This is a genomic window from Streptomyces sp. NPDC029466 (assembly GCF_055574515.1).
This window is the reverse complement of record NZ_JBVHZH010000016.1, coordinates 70,740-87,141: the sequence shown is the minus strand read 5'-3', so window position 1 is coordinate 87,141 and position 16,402 is coordinate 70,740. Positions and strand designations below refer to the sequence as shown.

Sequence of the window (16,402 nt, the reverse complement as noted above, 5' to 3'; positions counted from 1 at the left end):
AGACCACCGAATCGCGAAGGTTAGACAGGTAAGGCTTACCTTACCCGAAACTTACCCGCGCTCGATCGGCGTCAGTCCCGGCAGTCAGGTGAGGTTCCGGGACCGGCGCACGGATTTGTACTGTGGCCCGCGCCGCCTATGGTGCTGGGATACGTCAGGAGGATCCGTCATGGAACAGGGCACAGCGGAACAGGAGCCGGTCGCGCGGGCATGGGTGCCCGCGCAGCCCGGTCCCGCCGCGCCCCGGCGGCACTCCGTCCGCGGTCAGGTGCTGGCCGCGCTGCGCCACGCGCTGGCCGGTGGGGAGCTGACCCCGGGCGAGGTCTACTCCGCCCCCGCGCTGGCCGAGCGCTACGGCGTCTCCGCGACCCCGGTCCGGGAGGCCATGCAGCAGCTCGCGTCCGAAGGCGCCGTCGAGGTCGTGCCCAACCGCGGCTTCCGGGTCGCCGAGTGCAGCTCCCGCGACCTCGCCGAGCTGGCCGAGGTCCGCAGGATGCTGGAGGTGCCCGCGATCAACCGGCTGGCGCGGGCGCTGGCCCCGGAGCGCTGGGAGGAGCTGCGCCCGCTCGCCGTGGCGGGCGTGGCCGCCGCGGCCCGCGGGGACCGGGCCGGCTACGCCGAGGCCGACCACGCCTTCCACGTCGCCCTGATGTCGCTCACCGGCAACCGCCGGCTCACCGAGGTCGCCGGCGATCTGCTGCGCCGCGCCCAGTGGCCGGCCGGCGGTCACCGGCCGCGTACGGCCGAGCTGCTGGCCGACGCCTCCGAGCACACGGCGCTGCTCGACGCCCTGGTGGCCCAGGAGTACGCGGTCGTCGAGCGGATCGCCCGCGAACATCTCTCGGTGGCCCGGCACCCGCACTAGGTCCTGCCTCGGCGGGTGCCGTCCGCTGACTCAGCCGGGAAGCAGCTCCTCCAGGGGCAGCGCCGCGACATCGGCGGCGGGCCGGGAGAGATAGAGCTCGGCGTGGTAGAAGCCGTCGCTTTCCTTGCCCGCGGTGGACAGGCCGCGGGCGGCCAGCGCCTCGAATGTCGCCTTGCGCTCGCCGCCGTCGGCGAACCGGCGCTGCCGGAAGGTACGGGTGGTGAGCTTCTCCGTCACCAGGCCGGCCCGGGCCAGCAGTGCGGAGACGGGCTGGTAGGACACCGTGCGCAGGACGAATGCGGCGACCCACGGCGGTGCGGAGACATGGTCGAAGAGATGACCGAAGGTACGCGCGGTGATGTAGCCGACGCCACCGGTGACGGTGATCAGATCGGTGCCGGCCAGGACCCGCCGCAGCTCCGGGCTGGGCTCGTCGAGCTCCAGGTTCTCCGCGAATCCGTGGTCGAGCAGCCCGACCGCCCGGGCATAGGCGACCGCGCGGTCGGCCGCGTCGATGCCGGTGATCCGGAAGGGCGCGGCGTTCCGCCGGGTGGCGAAGAACGTGCGGTCCGCTTCGAGGAGTTGGCGGGTGGTCGGCATGCCGGCGCCGGGCGCGGCGTAGTGGTCGTAGAGGTCCGAGAGGGACAGTCGGTGGTTGAGCAGCGCCGCGTTGACCCCGTACGAGCAGCAGAGGTCGACGACGTTCAGTGGTGGGCGGTCGCTCCGGTGCCGCTGGAGGGTCTCGGCCACGGCGCGGAAGACCGCTTGGCCGTGGTGCGGAATCTGGTAGTCCAGGGGGTTCAGTGTGGTGAAGTACCGACGGGGATCCGGGCAGTTGTAAATCGCCTCGAAATCTGCCTTGCCCCAGTCCGTTCCAGCGGTCGTATTCGTCACTCCTGCTGTCATCTATGGCCTCCTGTCAAGGCTGTGCCAGTGGGTGGGGACTCAGCTGGTCCCGGACCAGCATCCAAGTCCCTGCCGCCGCCTCACAGTGCGACTTGCGGCCATTCTCGGGGCCTGTGGGGCGTGATGGAACACCCTGGCCCCCGGCTTCCGCCCATGGTCCCACCTCATGGTTCCCCCGGCTCGTCGACCGCGGGGGCGCCCGGCAACCATCGCGCCCCGGCCGATCCACCGCGGGGACCGTTCAGATCCGGCCATTCGCGGCGCGAGGGCGCATGGCCGATGACGGGGGGTTGACGGCGCGGCGTCGAAGAGGCAAGGGCGGTGACGAACGGACGACGGCCAACCACACGCCGGGGGCGGGTGGTTGGCCGTCGTCCGTGCTTCCCGGTGACCGCCCTAGGTCGCCGTGACGGCGGCGGTGGGCAGATGGTCCGCGAGCCAGGTGGGGACGCCGCCCATGAGGCGGAACAGCCGGGCGGCCTCGGCGCGCAGCCGTGGCGCGTCGGTGTCCGGGACGGCGTCGGCCAGCGCCGCCAGGGCCGGTGCCGTGCCGATGAGGAAACCCAGCTCCTCGCGGATCCGCAGCGACTCGGCGAAACCGTGCCGGGCCTCCGCCACGTCGCCGTCGCGCAGCGCCAGCCCGGCCAGATGGCGCCAGGTGAAGGACAGCAGCAGGGTGTCGCCGTGCGCGGTGGCGCCGGCGTGCGCGCGGCGGTAGGCGGCCCGCGCCGCGTCCGGGCTGTCGGCGACGTGCTCGGCCATCAGCCCGCGGCGGAAGTCCAGCAGCGGGCGGCCGGGCGCGGCGGGCGCCAGCAGCGCGGCGGCCCGGCCGAGCGCCGAACGCGCCTCGTCGGCCCGGTCGCGGACGCCCAGGACCGTGGCGGCGTAGGCGAGATGGCCGCGCTCGCAGGCCGCGCCGCCCCGCTCGTCGTCGTCATGCGCCAGCGCCTCGGCGCTGCGCAGCGCGTCCTCCGCCGCGGCCCAGCCGGTGGCCGTGAACATGCAGCGCTCCACCAGGAGCGCGGCGCGACGGAGCGCCGACGGGGCGTGATGGACGGAATGCGGTTCCAGCAGTGCGGCCGCGTCGTCCCAGCAGCCGCGGGAGCGCAGTCGCCAAACGGCACGGTCGAGGGGACTGTCCCCCTCGACCGTGCCGTGTGCCGGTTCCTCCGGTGCGGATGCGGGTCCTGGTACCCCGAGCGATACCGGCTCCGCAGAACTGACCGGATCCACGGGATCCGCGGATCCTGACATGGCGGTATCCGCCACATTGCCCTCCCCTAGCGCGCCATTGAGCTGGAAGTTGCAAGACCGTGGGCGAATCTCAGCACGGATTCCGTCGTGGGGCCAAGGGGGCGAGTGAATGTTTTCACAATCACCTGGTGCGCGCTTCCGGCAAGGGGCGCGGCGCTGATCCGGCGCGCCGTGCGGCGCTGCGCCGGCTCGTGCCCGTCCGTCGTGCACGGGATGCCGCCCGATCGGATGACCCCGAACGGCGCAGCCCGGGCCGACGGGGCCGGGCCCGCGGCCCGGCCCGGCCGCGCCGGCGGGGCCGGGGCCCGTCGCCGTCCCGCCGTCAGCTCATCCGCAGTGCGAGGAAGAAGTCGAGCTTGTCCTCCAGGCGGGACAGATCACGGCCGGTCAGCTGCTCGATCCGGCCCACCCGGTAGCGGAGCGTGTTGACGTGCAGGTGGAGGCGGCCGGCACAGCGGGTCCAGGAGCCGTCGCAGTCCAGGAACGCCTCCAGGGTGGGGATCAGCTCGGCACGGTGCCGCCGGTCGTAGTCGCGCAGCGGGTCCAGGAGGCGGGCGGTGAACGCCCGGCGGACGTCGTCCGGTACGAACGGCAGCAGCAGCACATGCGAGGCCAGCTCCTCGTGCCCGGCGGCGCAGACCCGGCCCGGACGGGCGGCGGCGACCCGGCGGGCGTGCCGGGCCTCCTCCAGCGCGCCGCGCAGCCCCTCCGCCGAGTGCACCGAGGCGCTCACGCCGACCGTCAGCCGCCCGTCGTCCGCCAGACCGCGGCCCAGCGGCGCCTGGACGACGGAGAGCAGCTCCGCGGCGTGCAGACCGGCCGCCGAGGAGTCCCCGGGCTCGTCCGGGACCGGCAGCGGCACCAGCGCCACCGCCTCGTCGCCGGTGTGCGCCACGGCGATCCGGTCGGAGGGCTCCGGACCGAAGGTGCCCGGATCGACCAGCACCTCCTCCAGCAGGCTCTGGGCCACCGGGCCGCCGGGGACGTCGCCGTCCTCCCACTCGACCCTGGCCACCACGATCTGCCAGTGCGGCGCGGTGCCCAGTCCGGGCAGCAGCACCGGGGCCGCCACCCGCAGCCGGGCCGCGATCTCGGCGGGCGGTGCGCCGGTCTGGACGAGCTCCAGCACTTCCTGGGCGAGCCGGCGGCGGACCGTACGGGCCGCATCGCGCCGGTCGCGCTCCACGGCGATCAGCTGGGTGACGCCGTGCAGCAGGTCGAGGCGCTCCTCGGGCCAGTCACCGGCGTCCGCCTCGACGGCCAGCAGCCAGTCGCTGAGCAGGGTCTGGCGCAGGTCACGGCCGTCGTGGCGGATCGGGAACAGCGAGAACGTGCCGCCCGCGCCCTCCAGGGTGACGCGGTGCGGGCCGCGCCGGCCGCTGCGGGCGGCCGCCAGATGCTCACCCGCGAGCCGGGCGGCCAGCTCGGTGGACAGCTCGGGCCCGGCGCCGGCCAGCGTCGAACCGGCGATCTGCCGTCCGGTGGGGGAGAGCACCCAGGCCCGCAGATCCAGGTCGGAGCCGAGCAGATCCAGGACCACCTCCGGACCGCCGCCGGTGGGGCCCGAGGTCATCAGCCGCCGGTGACGGTCCACCACGGCCGCGAGGTCACCGGCCCGTTCGCTGGAGACCTGGCGGACCACATGTTCGGTGATGGAGGCGAACGAGACGTCCTCGACGACCGAGAACAGCGGCAGCCGGTGCCGGGCACAGGCCGCCACCAGGTCGTCCGGGACCGAGCCCAGCTCCGCCTCGCCCGCCGCGAGTCCGGCCACCCCGGCGGCGGCCAGGATGCGGACGAACCGCTCGGAGTCCTCGGGGGCGCGGCGCCAGGCCAGGCCGGTCAGCACCAGTTCGCCGCCGGAGAGGTAGCGGCTGGGGTCGCGCAGGTCGGTGGTCATCACGCCGCGTACGGTGCGGTCCAGCTCGTCCTCGCCCCCGAGCAGCCGCAGGCCCAGGGAGGGGGTGTCCAGGAGTGCGCGGAGCCGCATGACCTCGCCCGCCGTTCTTTGCTGTCTGGTGTTGCCGGTGGAATGCCGCGAGGTTTCAGATCCTCGTCTTTCGTTCGAATCTACAAGACATGTGCCGTGGCCAGCCAACCGCTTCATGGTTTCGGTGACTGCACCCGGCGGGGCAGGGGCGCGTTCACTAAGCCTCAACCGTTAACGAGACATGAACTGCTCCATGGCGATGTGAGCGCAACGTCCTCACCATGAGTAACGAACGACCGATTTCGTAGAAGAGGCCAACCATGGACTTCCTTCGCCCCGCCAGCTGGGAGGAGGCGCTCGCCGCCAAGGCCGAGCACCCTACCGCTGTGCCCATCGCGGGCGGCACGGACGTGATGGTCGAGATCAACTTCGACCATCGCCGCCCCGAGTACCTGCTCGACCTGAACCGCATCGGTGACCTGAGCGAGTGGGAGGTCGGCGAGAAGACCGTGCGCCTGGGCGCCTCCGTTCCCTACACCCAGATCATGGAGAACCTGCGGGCCGAACTCCCCGGCCTGGCACTGGCCTCGCACACCGTCGCCTCCCCGCAGATCCGCAACCGCGGCGGCGTCGGCGGCAACCTCGGCACCGCCTCCCCGGCCGGTGACGCGCACCCCGCGCTGCTCGCCTCGGGCGGTGCGGTCGAGGTCGAGTCCGTACGCGGCCGCCGGATGATCCCGGTCGACGACTTCTACGTGGGCGTCAAGCGCAACGCCATGGAGCCCGACGAGCTGATCCGGTCGGTGCATCTGCCGAAGGCCGACGGACCGCAGCAGTTCTCCAAGGTCGGCACCCGCAACGCCATGGTGATCGCGGTCTGCGCCTTCGGTATCGCGCTGCACCCGGAGACCCGTACGGTGCGCACCGGCATCGGCTCCGCCGCGCCCACCCCCGTACGGGCCCGCGAGGCCGAGGAGTTCCTCACCGCGGCGCTGGACGAGGGTGGCTTCTGGGAGTCCGGCGACCCCATTCCGCCGTCCGTCGCCAAACAGTTCGCGCAGCTCGCCGCCGGCGCCTGCAACCCGATCGACGATGTGCGCGGCAGCGCCACCTACCGCCGGCACGCGGTCGGCATCATGGCGCGCCGCACCCTCGGCTGGACCTGGGAGTCCTACCGGGGCAACGAGAGGAGCGCACAGTGCGCGTGACATTCACCGTCAACGGCCGCCGCCAGGAGGCCGACGACGTCTGGGAAGGCGAGAGCCTGCTGTACGTCCTCCGGGAGCGGATGGGTCTGCCGGGCTCCAAGAACGCCTGTGAGCAGGGCGAGTGCGGTTCCTGCACGGTCCGTCTCGACGGTGTGCCGGTGTGCTCCTGTCTGGTCGCCGCGGGCCAGGTCGAGGGCCGCGAGGTGGTGACGGTCGAGGGGCTGGCCGATTACGCCAAGCACCGTGAGGACGCCCACCCCGGCGCGGGCTGTCCCTCCGGCGCCTGTGGCACCTCCCTGCAGGACGCGCAGCGGTGGCAGGCCAAGGGCGACTCGCAGACCGGTGAGGGCGGTGAACTCTCCCCGATCCAGCAGGCGTTCATCGACGCGGGCGCCGTCCAGTGCGGCTTCTGCACGCCCGGCCTCCTGGTCGCCGCCGACGAGATGCTGGAGCACAACCCGCAGCCGACCGATGCGGACATCCGCGAGGCGCTCTCCGGCAACCTCTGCCGCTGCACCGGCTACGAGAAGATCCTGGACGCGGTACGGCTCGCGGCCGCCCGTCAGGGCCAGGAAGAGGTGGTCTGACCATGGGAACCACCGGCACCCCCACCAAGATCACCCAGGGTTCGCAGACCAAGGGCGGCATCGGCGAGTCCACCCTGCGTCCCGACGGGACGCTGAAGGTCACCGGCGAGTTCGCGTACTCCTCGGACATGTGGCACGAGGACATGCTGTGGGGCTTCACGCTCCGCTCCACCGTCGCGCACGCCGAGATCGTCTCCATCGACACCTCCGAGGCGCTCGCGCAGTCCGGCGTCTACGCCGTGCTGACCTACGACGACCTGCCCACGTCGATCAAGAACTACGGCCTGGAGATCCAGGACACCCCGGTTCTCGCGCACGGCAAGGTCCGCCACCACGGCGAGCCGGTGGCCCTGGTCGCCGCCGACCACCCGGAGACGGCGCGCCGCGCGGCCGCCAAGATCAAGATCGAGTACAGGGAACTGCCCGTCGTCACCGACGAGGCATCGGCGACCGCCGCCGACGCGCCGCTGCTCCACGAAGGCCGCAACGACCACCACGCCGGGCACGTCGCGCACCTCAACATCGTCCACCGTCAGCCGATCGTCCGCGGCGATGCCGGCGCGGCCGCCAAGAGGGCCGATGTCATCGTCTCCGGCGAGTACGTCTTCGGCATGCAGGACCAGGCCTTCCTCGGCCCGGAGTCCGGCCTGGCGGTGCCCGCCGAGGACGGCGGGGTGGACCTCTACATCGCCACCCAGTGGCTGCACTCCGACCTCCGCCAGATCGCCCCGGTCCTCGGCCTGCCCGAGGAGAAGGTCCGGATGACGCTCTCCGGCGTCGGCGGCGCGTTCGGCGGCCGCGAGGACCTGTCGATGCAGATCCACGCCTGCCTGCTGGCGCTGCGCACGAACAAGCCGGTCAAGATCGTCTACAACCGGTTCGAGTCCTTCTTCGGCCACGTCCACCGGCACCCGGCGAAGCTCTGGTACGAGCACGGCGCCACCAGGGACGGCAAGATCACGCACATGAAGTGCCGGATCGTGCTGGACGGCGGTGCCTACGCCTCCGCGTCCCCGGCCGTGGTCGGCAACGCGGCCTCGCTGGCGGTGGGTCCGTACGTGATCGACGACGTCGACATCGAGGCCGTCGCGCTCTACACCAACAACCCGCCCTGCGGCGCCATGCGCGGCTTCGGTGCGGTCCAGGCGTGCTTCGCGTACGAGGCGCAGATGGACAAGCTGGCGGCCGAGCTGGGCCTGGACCCGGTCGAGCTGCGTCAGCGCAACGCCATGGAGCAGGGCACGATCATGCCGACCGGGCAGCCGGTCGACTCGCCGGCCCCGGTCGCCGAGATCCTGCGCCGCGTCAAGTCCCGCCCGCTGCCGCCGGAGCGCCAGTGGGAGTCCAGCGAGGGCGCCGACGTCCGTCAGCTGCCCGGCGGGCTGTCCAACACCACCCACGGCGAGGGCGTCGTCCGCGGTGTCGGCTACGCGGTCGGCATCAAGAACGTCGGCTTCTCCGAGGGCTTCGACGACTACTCCACCGCCAAGGTGCGGATGGAGGTCATCGGTGGCGAGCCGGTCGCCACGGTCCACACCGCGATGGCGGAGGTCGGCCAGGGCGGGGTCACCGTCCATGCGCAGATCGCCCGCACCGAGCTCGGGGTCACCCAGGTGACGATCCACCCGGCCGACACCCAGGTGGGCAGCGCCGGTTCGACCTCCGCCTCCCGTCAGACGTACGTCACCGGCGGCGCGGTCAAGCACTCCTGCGAGCTCGTCCGCGAGAAGGTCCTGGCACTCGGCCGCCGCAAGATGGGCACGTACCACCCGGCGTGGGCCACCGCCGAACTCCTGCTGGAGGGCGGCAAGGTCGTCACCGACGGCGGTGAGGTCCTCGCCGACCTGGTGGACGTCCTCGAAGGCGAGGCCGTCGAGATCGAGGCCGAGTGGCGGCACCGGCCGACCGAGGCCTTCGACCTGGTCACCGGCCAGGGCCACGGCCATGTCCAGTACTCCTTCGCCGCCCACCGCGCGGTCGTCGAGGTGGACACCGAACTCGGCCTGGTCAAGGTCATCGAGCTGGCCTGCGCCCAGGACGTCGGCAAGGCGCTCAACCCGCTGTCCGTCGTCGGCCAGATCCAGGGCGGTACCACCCAGGGCCTGGGCGTGGCCGTCATGGAGGAGATCCTCGTCGACCCCAAGACCGCGAAGGTGCGCAACCCCTCCTTCACGGACTACCTCATCCCCACGATTCTCGACACGCCGACCATCCCGGTCGATGTGCTCGAACTCGCCGACGAGCACGCCCCCTACGGGCTGCGCGGTATCGGCGAGGCCCCCACCCTGTCGTCCACCCCGGCCGTCCTCGCGGCGATCCGGAACGCGACCGGGCTGGAGCTCAACAAGACGCCGGTGCGCCCCGAGCACCTCACCGGCACATAGAGAGCCGTCCGGGGGCGACCCCGGACACCGGCCTCCGGGCGGTGCGTGTCAGGGGTGTCCCTGTCCGTCCTCCTCCGCGTACCGCCCGGAGACCGAACCCCGCAGTCGCAGTACGCAGTCGCTGCTCCGGTCCGCCGGAGCCAGTACCCCCGTTCGTCTCGGGCCGTCCCCCGGGTCGTGCAGCCGAAGATCCATCCCAAATCTCGCACCTGGTGCGAGTGCCCCTGTGAACCTTGGGAGTAAGGCACCATGACCCAGCAGTCCACCGAGCCGAGGACGACGGCGGAAGACGCGGGCGCCGGCTCACGTCAGCCCGCCGGCCGCTCCTGGCTCGACCGGTACTTCCACATCTCCGACAGAGGATCGACGGTCGCGCAAGAGGTGCGCGGCGGCATCACCACCTTCATGGCGATGTGCTACATCCTCCTGCTCAACCCGCTGATCCTCTCGACACCGGACGTGGAGAAGCACACCCTCGCGCATGCCGGCGTGGTCACCGCGACCGCGCTCGCCGCGGCGGTCTCCACGCTGCTGATGGGCTTCATCGGCAAGGTGCCGCTGGCGCTCGCGGCCGGTCTGAACGTCTCCGCCGCGCTGACCGCCCAGGTCGTGCCGAACATGACCTGGCCGCAGGCCATGGGGATGTGTGTGGTGTACGGCGTGGTCATCTGCCTGCTGGTGGTGACCGGGCTGCGCGAGATGATCATGAACGCCATCCCGCTCGCGCTCAAGCACGCGATCACCATGGGCATCGGGATGTTCGTCGCGCTGCTGGGGCTGGTGAAGGCCGGTTTCGTGGGCAAGGGTGAGGGCGGCCCGGTCACCCTCGGCCTCACCGGGCAACTGGCCGGCTGGCCCGTCCTGTTCTTCTGTGTGACGCTGCTGCTGATCTTCATGCTCCAGGCCCGCAAGGTGCCCGGCGCCATCCTCATCGGCATCGTCGTCGGCAGCGTGCTGTCCATCGCCGCCACCAGGATCGGCGGACTGACGGCCAAGGACTGGGGCGGCACGCCCCCGGAGCTGACCGGCAGCGCCGTCGCGATGCCCGACTTCGGGCTCTTCGGTCATGTGGAGTTCGGCGGCTGGGGCTCCATCGGCGCACTCAGCGTCGGCATGATCGTCTTCACCCTGGTGCTGGCCGGCTTCTTCGACGCGATGGCCACCATCATCGGCGTCGGCACCGAGGCCAAGCTCGCCGACGACAAGGGCCGGATGCCGGGCCTGTCCAAGGCACTGTTCGTGGACGGCGCGGGCGGTGCCATCGGCGGCATCACCGGCTCGTCCGGTCAGACCGTGTTCATCGAGTCGGCGAGCGGTGTCGGCGAGGGGGCGCGGACCGGACTGTCGTCCGTCATCACCGGCTTGTTCTTCGCGGCCTGTCTGTTCTTCACGCCGCTCACCCAGCTCGTCCCGGCGCAGGTGGCCTCGGCCGCCCTCGTCGTCATCGGCTCGATGATGATGAGCGCCGCCGGCCAGGTGGACTGGCGCGACCGCTCGGTGTCCATCCCGGTCTTCCTGACCGTGGCCCTGATGCCGTTCACCTACAGCATCACCGCGGGCGTCGGCGCCGGTGTCATCGCCTACGCCGCCATCAAGGCGGCACAGGGCAAGTGGCGGGAGGTCGGCGGCTTCATGTGGGTGCTGACCGCCGTCTTCGTCGTCTACTTCTCGCTCCATCCGATCGAGCAGTGGCTGGGCGTCAAGTAACCGCCCGTCCTCTGCCCCCCGTCCGTTAGGAGACCGACATGCTGGACATCGCCGAAGAGCTGCACCGGTGGGTCGAGCAGGGCCGTGCGTTCGCGGTGGCCACCGTGGTGGACACCAACGGCAGCGCGCCCCGCCAGCCCGGGGCCGCGCTGGCCGTCGACAGTGACGGCACGGCGATCGGGTCGGTCTCCGGCGGATGTGTGGAGGGGGCGGTGTACGAACTGTGCCAACAGGCGCTGGAGACCGGTGAGCCGGTTCTGGAGCGCTTCGGCTACAGCGACGAGGACGCCTTCGCCGTGGGCCTGACCTGCGGCGGCATCATCGACATCCTCGTCCAGCCGATACGGACGAGCGCCCCCGCGACCACCGGCGACGGCGGCTTCGCGGGGGAGCGGGCGGACCGCACCGCCGGCACGCTCGCCGCCGGGCTGGCCGCCGCCGCGTCCGGCGAGGCGGCGGCGCTCGCCCGGGTCGTCCAGGGCCCCGCCGGACTCCTCGGCCGCGCCCTGCTGGTGCGCGCCGACGGCAGCCACACCGGCACCCTCGGCGGCCACCCCGCCCTCGACCGCACCGCGGTCGAGGAGACCCGCGCCCTGCTGGACGCCGGGCGCACCACCAGCCTGGAGATCGGCACGGGCTTCGCGCCCGGGGAGGAAGCGGAGAGCGACGAGGGCGCGCAGCGCAGCGGATCGCGTTGCGGCCAGCCCGTCGTCCTGCTGGTCGAGTCGGCCGTCCCTCCGCCGCGCATGATCGTCTTCGGTGCCATCGACTTCGCCGCCGCGCTGGTCAGGGTCGGCAAGTTCCTCAACTACCACGTCACGGTCTGCGACGCCCGCCCCGTCTTCGCCACCAGGGCCCGCTTCCCGGACGCCGACGAGATCGTCGTCGACTGGCCGCACCGCTACCTGGACTCCCAGCAGCTCGACTCCCGCACGGTGCTGTGCGTGCTGACCCACGACGCCAAGTTCGACGTACCGCTGCTGGAACGGGCACTCAAGCTCCCGGTCGCCTACGTCGGCGCGATGGGCTCGCGCCGCACCCATCTGGACCGCCAGCAACGGCTGCGGGACGTCGGCCTGACCGAACTCGAACTGAACCGGCTGCGCTCACCCATCGGCCTCGACCTCGGCGCCCGCACGCCGGAGGAGACCGCCCTCTCCATCGCCGCCGAGATCGTCGCCAACCGCCGCGGCGGCACCGGCATCCCGCTGACCGGTGCGCATACGCCGATCCATCACGACACGGGCATGACGCTGGGGCGGATCGGGTCGGTGGCTTGAGGGGGGCCGGCCGTGGGGTCCCCCCCCCGCAAAAACAGGGTGAAGCTCCCGGGGCGCCGGGTTAGCGTCCCGGGGTGACCAGTGACGACGACCACGCGCGCGCGACCACGGCCCTCCGGGACATCCCCGAGGCCGACCTCGACCAGGCCCTGGACCTGGTCCACCTCGCCTTCCACCTCAAGCCCGCCGACAAGACCCGCGCATACCACCGCAGGATGCTGCGCGCCTGCACCCGTATCGGTGCCTACGACGACGGACGGCTGAGCGGGGTGGCCGGCGCACACCGCCTCACCCTCACCGTGCCGGGTGGTCAACTCCCCTGCGCCGCACTGGACTTCGTCTCCGTAGCGCCCACCCACCGGCGCCGCGGAATCCTCACCGCGATGCTGGACGAACTCTGGCGCCGCTGCGCCGCCGAGGAGCGGCCGGTGTCCTGCCTCTGGGCGTCCGAGAGCGCCATCTACGGCCGCTTCGGCTACGGCGCCGCCACCGAGTCGTACCGCATCGAGATCGACTCCTCCCGCCCGCTCGCGCTGCGCGTTACCCCCGACCGCCGCCCGCTGCGGCTGATCGACCCGGCCGACGCGCCCACCGTGCTCGCCCCGCGCTACGACGCGACCCTGCCGAAGCGGGCCGGCCGCTTCCTGCGCGACGCGGCCTGGTGGCGCGAGCATGTGCTGGACCTCGACGGGTCGCGCGGCGGCGACGACCGGGACGGCTTCGGCGCGGCGCGGGTGGTGGCGCTGGGCGACCCCGGCGAGATACCCGCCGGCTATGCGGTCTACCGCACCCGCGGCCCGGGCGAGGACCGCCCGGGAGCGGTGCTCGTCGACGAACTGGAAGCGGAGTCCGCCCCGGTCGCCGCCGCCCTCTGGTCCTACCTCGCCTCGATCGACCTCACCTCGACGGTACGGATCCCGGCCCGCCCCGCCGACGACCCGCTCCTGCATCTCGTCGCCGACCGCGACCAGGTGCGCGTCACCGGCCAGGAACCCTCCCTGTGGCTCCGGCTCGTGGACGTCCGCGCCGCACTGACCACCCGCTCCTGGGCGGCCCCCGTCGACGTGGTCCTCGACCTGCGCGATCCCGCCCTCCCGGCCAACGCGGGCCGCTTCCGCCTGACCGCCGGCCCCGACGGCGCCACCTGGGACCCGACCACCGAGGACCCCGATCTCTCCCTGGACGTACGGGAGTTGGCATCCTGCTACCTCGGCGCCACCCCCCTGCGCCACTTCGTCCACGCCGGACTGGTCACCGAACACACGCCGGGCGCGGCCCGCCGCCTGGACGCCGCGCTGGCGACCGAGTGGCTGCCGTTCACCGGGGAGAACTACTGAGCTCTTCGTTGTTCCCCGCCCCCGCCCCCGCCCGCCGGGACCGCAGCGCCGCCATCACCAGCACGTCGTGCCATGTGCCGTCCCAGAAGAGGGACTCGCGCAGCCGGCCCTCCACCTCGAAGCCGCACTTCTCGTACGCCCGCCGGGCGCGCGGGTTGTAGTCGTAGACCTCCAGCTGTACCCGGTGCAGGCCCACCCGGTCGAAGGCGTGGTCGAGCAGCAGGCGGGTCGCCTCGCTGCCGATGCCGCGGCCGGTGGCGTCCGGGACGAGGGCGATCCGGAAGCTGCCGTGGGCGTTCGGCGGATCGATCCGGCTCAGGGCGAGTTCGCCGAGGAAGCCACCGGTTTCCCGGTCCTCGATGGCGAGGTCCAGCCGGTCCGCGCGGTCGGCGCTCCCGGCGCACCACGTCTGCAACTCCTCCAGCGCGAAGTCATGGTGGGTGCCGGTCAGCCGGCGCGTCTCCGGGTCCTGGCAGGCGGTGTGGAAGGCGGCCGCATGCCGTAGGGACAGCGGGACGAGACGGACCCGGGGGCCGGTGAGCACCGGCTTCTCGGCGAGTGCGGTGGCGTCGATCATGGGGGGATGATGTCCGGGCGGCGGTAGCGCGGCAAGGCAATTGCCCGGCCGGGGTGCGCCGCCCGGAGCGAGGGAGCGGCCGGGCACGGGGGAGCGGGCCGGCCGGGAGGGGAGAGGCGTGGAGCTGCGGCAGGTGCGGTACTTCGTCACGGTGGCGCAGGAGCTGCATTTCGGGCGGGCGGCCGAGAGGCTGCATATCGTCCAGTCGGCGGTGAGCCAGCAGGTCCGGCGGCTGGAGCGGGAGTTGAAGACCGAGCTGTTCGACCGTTCGGCCCGCCAGGTGCGGCTGACGGCCGTCGGCGAGCGGTTCCTGCCGGAGGCGCGGGCGCTGCTCGCCGCCGAGGAACGGGCCCGCGCCGCCGTCGCCGAGCTGACCGGCGGACGGGGTGCCACCCTGCGCCTGGGCACGAGCACGGGCCTGGGCGCCCACCTCGACCGGGTGCTCGACACACTGGCCCGTCTTGCCCCGGAGACCCGGGTGGAGCTGGTGGCCGTACGGGCCCGGGACCGGCTCGACCGGGTGGCGTCCGGCGAGCTGGACGCCGCCTTCCTCCGCGGCGACCCGGATGACGCCGGCCGGGACGGGCTGCGCTTCGTCCCGCTGTGGCAGGACCCGCTGGTGGCGGTCGTCCCGGCCCGGCACCTCCTGGCCGCCGCACCTGGCCCGGTCGCGCTCGCCGACCTCGGGCCCGTCCCGCTGGTGCTGACCGCGCGCCGCAACAACCGGGCCCTGGTCGACCTGGTCGTCCACGCCTGCCACGACGCCGGCTTCGTCCCCGTACCGGGCCCCGCCTATGGCTCGTTGGACGACACCCTGACCGCGATCGGGGCCCGCGGCCCGGCGGACGGACTGTGGACCGTCGTCTACGCCTCGCACGCCCGCCGGCTGAGCACTCCCCGGGTCGCCTTCCTCCCGTTCCGCGACCCGGGCATGGAGCTGACCACCTCACTCGCGGTGCGCCGGAACGACCCGCCCGCCGGGGTGGATCCGCTGCTGCGGGCCTGTGCGGCACCGGACGGGAGCGAGGCGCTCGATCTCGATCGGTGATCGCTGTGTGCACGATCCGCTTCTTGGTCGCACGGGCGGTTCGCGATGGACTGAGGGCACGCCGGTCAACCACCGGAAACCCGGGGAAAACCCGGGATCCCCAGGCCGGGTGACCCCGGGAACCTCCGCGTTCCCGGTGGCCCAACGGCCCCTCTCCGCAAGGGAGTTCCACCATGCCCACCGTCACCGTTCAGCAGGGCCCGCGCAGCGTCGAGCTGAAGCGGGAGCTGGCCAAGCAGATCACCGATGCGTTCGTGGACGCATACCGCATCCCCGCCGAGACCGTGACGGTCTGGATCCAGGAAGTCCCCACCGACAGCTGGGGCGCGGCGGGCACTCTGACTGCCGACAAGTAGTCGTCGGACGGGGACGGGCGGTCCGGCCTTCACGGGGGAGGGCCGGATCGCCCACCACGCAACCCCCCCGTCCTACGGCAGCACCCCCGCCCGGCGGGCCGCGGTCACTGCCTGGAGGCGGGTGTGGGCGCCCAGCTTCCGCATGGCGGAGCGGAGGTAGCTCTTGACGGTTTCCGGGCGCAGGCCCAGGCGCTCCGCCACCTCCGCGTTGGTGGCGCCGGACGCGACGCAGGACAGCACGTCCAGTTCGCGTGGGGCGAGGGCGGGGGCCGCGCCGTCCGTGCCGGGGCGACGGGACGATGCCGTCGCGAGGCGTCCGCACGCCGCCAGGAGCTGCTGTCGCAGCAGGGGGTCGCCGACCCGCTGGGCCAGGTCGCGCAGCTCGCCGTGTGCCTCGCGGACCTCTTCCCACCGGGCCGGGTCGCCGGCGGTGGAGGGAGGTCCGCCCTGCTCATCAAGAGCCCGGGGGAGTGGCACCGATAGCAGCCGCGCCGCCTCGTCCTGGAGCAGCAGTGCCTGCTCCAGTTCCCGTGCCACCTCCATGGCCGCCGAGAGCGGGCGGTCACCGAGCCGTACCGGGCGGCGCAGCGCCCCGTACAGCACACCGCGCACCCGGCGCCGGACGATCACCGGTACGGCGAGCACCGAGCGCAGCCCCTCGGCGGCCACCGCCGCGTCGTACTCATGGCTGATCACCGAGGAGGCGCTGTAGTCGGTGACCGCGAGCGGGCGGGACAGCGCCACGGCCTTCCCGCCCAGTCCGTTGCCCCGCACGATGTCCAGGCCGCGCAGCACCGCGGTCTCCGTACCGGCCAGCTCGTTGATGCGGTAGTGGCCCGCACCGGCCCGCAGACCGCCGAATGCCACCGGCAGCCCGCTGTCCCGCCGCAGCCGCGACAGCGCCGCCCGTACGTCCGCCGTCTCGTGGGCATCCGGGTCGAGCCGCACGCCGAACCTCCGCTT

Annotated in this window: 14 protein-coding genes; 9 read left to right on the top strand and 5 right to left on the bottom strand. The window is 72.7% G+C overall.

The annotated features are described in order from the left end of the window. The first annotated feature begins 169 nt into the window (after positions 1–169). Complete coding sequence (locus tag ACZ4XD_RS14940; protein WP_468042124.1) at positions 170–865, top strand: GntR family transcriptional regulator; 696 nt, start codon at positions 170–172, stop codon at positions 863–865. Positions 866–895: 30 nt separating this feature from the next. Here the strand turns inward: ACZ4XD_RS14940 and ACZ4XD_RS14935 are convergent, their stop codons facing one another. From ACZ4XD_RS14935 to ACZ4XD_RS14925, 3 genes are all read right to left on the bottom strand, one after another. Then, positions 896–1,771, bottom strand: coding sequence for a hypothetical protein (locus ACZ4XD_RS14935; protein WP_468042122.1), 876 nt, complete (start codon positions 1,769–1,771; stop codon positions 896–898). 396 nt (positions 1,772–2,167) lie between these two features. After that, positions 2,168–3,025 (bottom strand): hypothetical protein, encoded by an 858-nt coding sequence (locus tag ACZ4XD_RS14930; RefSeq protein ID WP_468042120.1) that lies wholly within the window; start codon positions 3,023–3,025, stop codon positions 2,168–2,170. Between the two features lie 322 nt (positions 3,026–3,347). Next, positions 3,348–5,015, bottom strand: a complete 1,668-nt coding sequence (locus tag ACZ4XD_RS14925) for a PucR family transcriptional regulator (protein ID WP_042159198.1) — start codon at positions 5,013–5,015, stop codon at positions 3,348–3,350. Between the two features lie 260 nt (positions 5,016–5,275). On the opposite strand from ACZ4XD_RS14925, the gene ACZ4XD_RS14920 reads away from it, so the two are divergent. The 6 genes from ACZ4XD_RS14920 (at position 5,276) to ACZ4XD_RS14895 (ending at position 13,458) form a co-directional block, all read left to right on the top strand. Beyond that, positions 5,276–6,163, top strand: coding sequence for an FAD binding domain-containing protein (locus tag ACZ4XD_RS14920; protein ID WP_468042117.1), 888 nt, complete (start codon positions 5,276–5,278; stop codon positions 6,161–6,163). Then, positions 6,154–6,750: a (2Fe-2S)-binding protein gene (locus ACZ4XD_RS14915; RefSeq protein WP_362612121.1), complete on the top strand. Its 597-nt coding sequence runs from the start codon at positions 6,154–6,156 to the stop codon at positions 6,748–6,750. Before ACZ4XD_RS14920 ends, ACZ4XD_RS14915 begins: the two co-directional genes overlap by 10 nt. 2 nt (positions 6,751–6,752) lie before the next feature. Further along, the gene (locus ACZ4XD_RS14910) at positions 6,753–9,134 is read left to right on the top strand and encodes a xanthine dehydrogenase family protein molybdopterin-binding subunit (RefSeq protein WP_468042114.1); all 2,382 of its coding nucleotides are present in this window, start codon (positions 6,753–6,755) and stop codon (positions 9,132–9,134) included. A 249-nt stretch (positions 9,135–9,383) separates the two neighbouring features. Continuing rightward, positions 9,384–10,841 (top strand): NCS2 family permease, encoded by a 1,458-nt coding sequence (locus ACZ4XD_RS14905; RefSeq protein WP_468042112.1) that lies wholly within the window; start codon positions 9,384–9,386, stop codon positions 10,839–10,841. A 38-nt stretch (positions 10,842–10,879) separates the two neighbouring features. Continuing rightward, positions 10,880–12,121: an XdhC family protein gene (locus tag ACZ4XD_RS14900; protein ID WP_468042110.1), complete on the top strand. Its 1,242-nt coding sequence runs from the start codon at positions 10,880–10,882 to the stop codon at positions 12,119–12,121. A gap of 74 nt (positions 12,122–12,195) precedes the next feature. Then, positions 12,196–13,458, top strand: a complete 1,263-nt coding sequence (locus tag ACZ4XD_RS14895; protein WP_468042108.1) for a GNAT family N-acetyltransferase — start codon at positions 12,196–12,198, stop codon at positions 13,456–13,458. Here the strand turns inward: ACZ4XD_RS14895 and ACZ4XD_RS14890 are convergent. Further along, a complete protein-coding gene (locus ACZ4XD_RS14890; RefSeq protein ID WP_468042105.1) occupies positions 13,439–14,035 on the bottom strand; it encodes a GNAT family N-acetyltransferase in 597 nt (198 codons plus the stop codon). The genes ACZ4XD_RS14895 and ACZ4XD_RS14890 overlap by 20 nt on opposite strands. A gap of 118 nt (positions 14,036–14,153) precedes the next feature. On the opposite strand from ACZ4XD_RS14890, the gene ACZ4XD_RS14885 reads away from it, so the two are divergent. After that, positions 14,154–15,083: a LysR family transcriptional regulator gene (locus ACZ4XD_RS14885; protein WP_468042103.1), complete on the top strand. Its 930-nt coding sequence runs from the start codon at positions 14,154–14,156 to the stop codon at positions 15,081–15,083. Positions 15,084–15,256: 173 nt separating this feature from the next. Beyond that, positions 15,257–15,439 (top strand): 4-oxalocrotonate tautomerase DmpI, encoded by a 183-nt coding sequence (gene dmpI / locus ACZ4XD_RS14880; RefSeq protein ID WP_468042101.1) that lies wholly within the window; start codon positions 15,257–15,259, stop codon positions 15,437–15,439. A 72-nt stretch (positions 15,440–15,511) separates the two neighbouring features. On the opposite strand, the gene ACZ4XD_RS14875 is transcribed toward dmpI, so the two are convergent. Further along, positions 15,512–16,387 (bottom strand): LuxR C-terminal-related transcriptional regulator, encoded by an 876-nt coding sequence (locus tag ACZ4XD_RS14875; RefSeq protein ID WP_468042098.1) that lies wholly within the window; start codon positions 16,385–16,387, stop codon positions 15,512–15,514. Between the last annotated feature and the right edge of the window lie 15 nt (positions 16,388–16,402).

What these genes read in the sequence shown, in the direction of transcription:
- ACZ4XD_RS14930 (WP_468042120.1), bottom strand. Translation starts at nt 3,025, where the DNA reads ATGTCAGGATCCGCGGATCCCGTGGATCCGGTCAGTTCTGCGGAGCCG.
- ACZ4XD_RS14925 (WP_042159198.1), bottom strand. Translation starts at nt 5,015, where the DNA reads ATGCGGCTCCGCGCACTCCTGGACACCCCCTCCCTGGGCCTGCGGCTG.
- ACZ4XD_RS14935 (WP_468042122.1), bottom strand. Translation starts at nt 1,771, where the DNA reads ATGACAGCAGGAGTGACGAATACGACCGCTGGAACGGACTGGGGCAAG.
- ACZ4XD_RS14910 (WP_468042114.1), top strand. Translation starts at nt 6,753, where the DNA reads ATGGGAACCACCGGCACCCCCACCAAGATCACCCAGGGTTCGCAGACC.
- ACZ4XD_RS14920 (WP_468042117.1), top strand. Translation starts at nt 5,276, where the DNA reads ATGGACTTCCTTCGCCCCGCCAGCTGGGAGGAGGCGCTCGCCGCCAAG.
- ACZ4XD_RS14890 (WP_468042105.1), bottom strand. Translation starts at nt 14,035, where the DNA reads ATGATCGACGCCACCGCACTCGCCGAGAAGCCGGTGCTCACCGGCCCC.
- ACZ4XD_RS14905 (WP_468042112.1), top strand. Translation starts at nt 9,384, where the DNA reads ATGACCCAGCAGTCCACCGAGCCGAGGACGACGGCGGAAGACGCGGGC.
- ACZ4XD_RS14900 (WP_468042110.1), top strand. Translation starts at nt 10,880, where the DNA reads ATGCTGGACATCGCCGAAGAGCTGCACCGGTGGGTCGAGCAGGGCCGT.
- dmpI (WP_468042101.1), top strand. Translation starts at nt 15,257, where the DNA reads ATGCCCACCGTCACCGTTCAGCAGGGCCCGCGCAGCGTCGAGCTGAAG.
- ACZ4XD_RS14940 (WP_468042124.1), top strand. Translation starts at nt 170, where the DNA reads ATGGAACAGGGCACAGCGGAACAGGAGCCGGTCGCGCGGGCATGGGTG.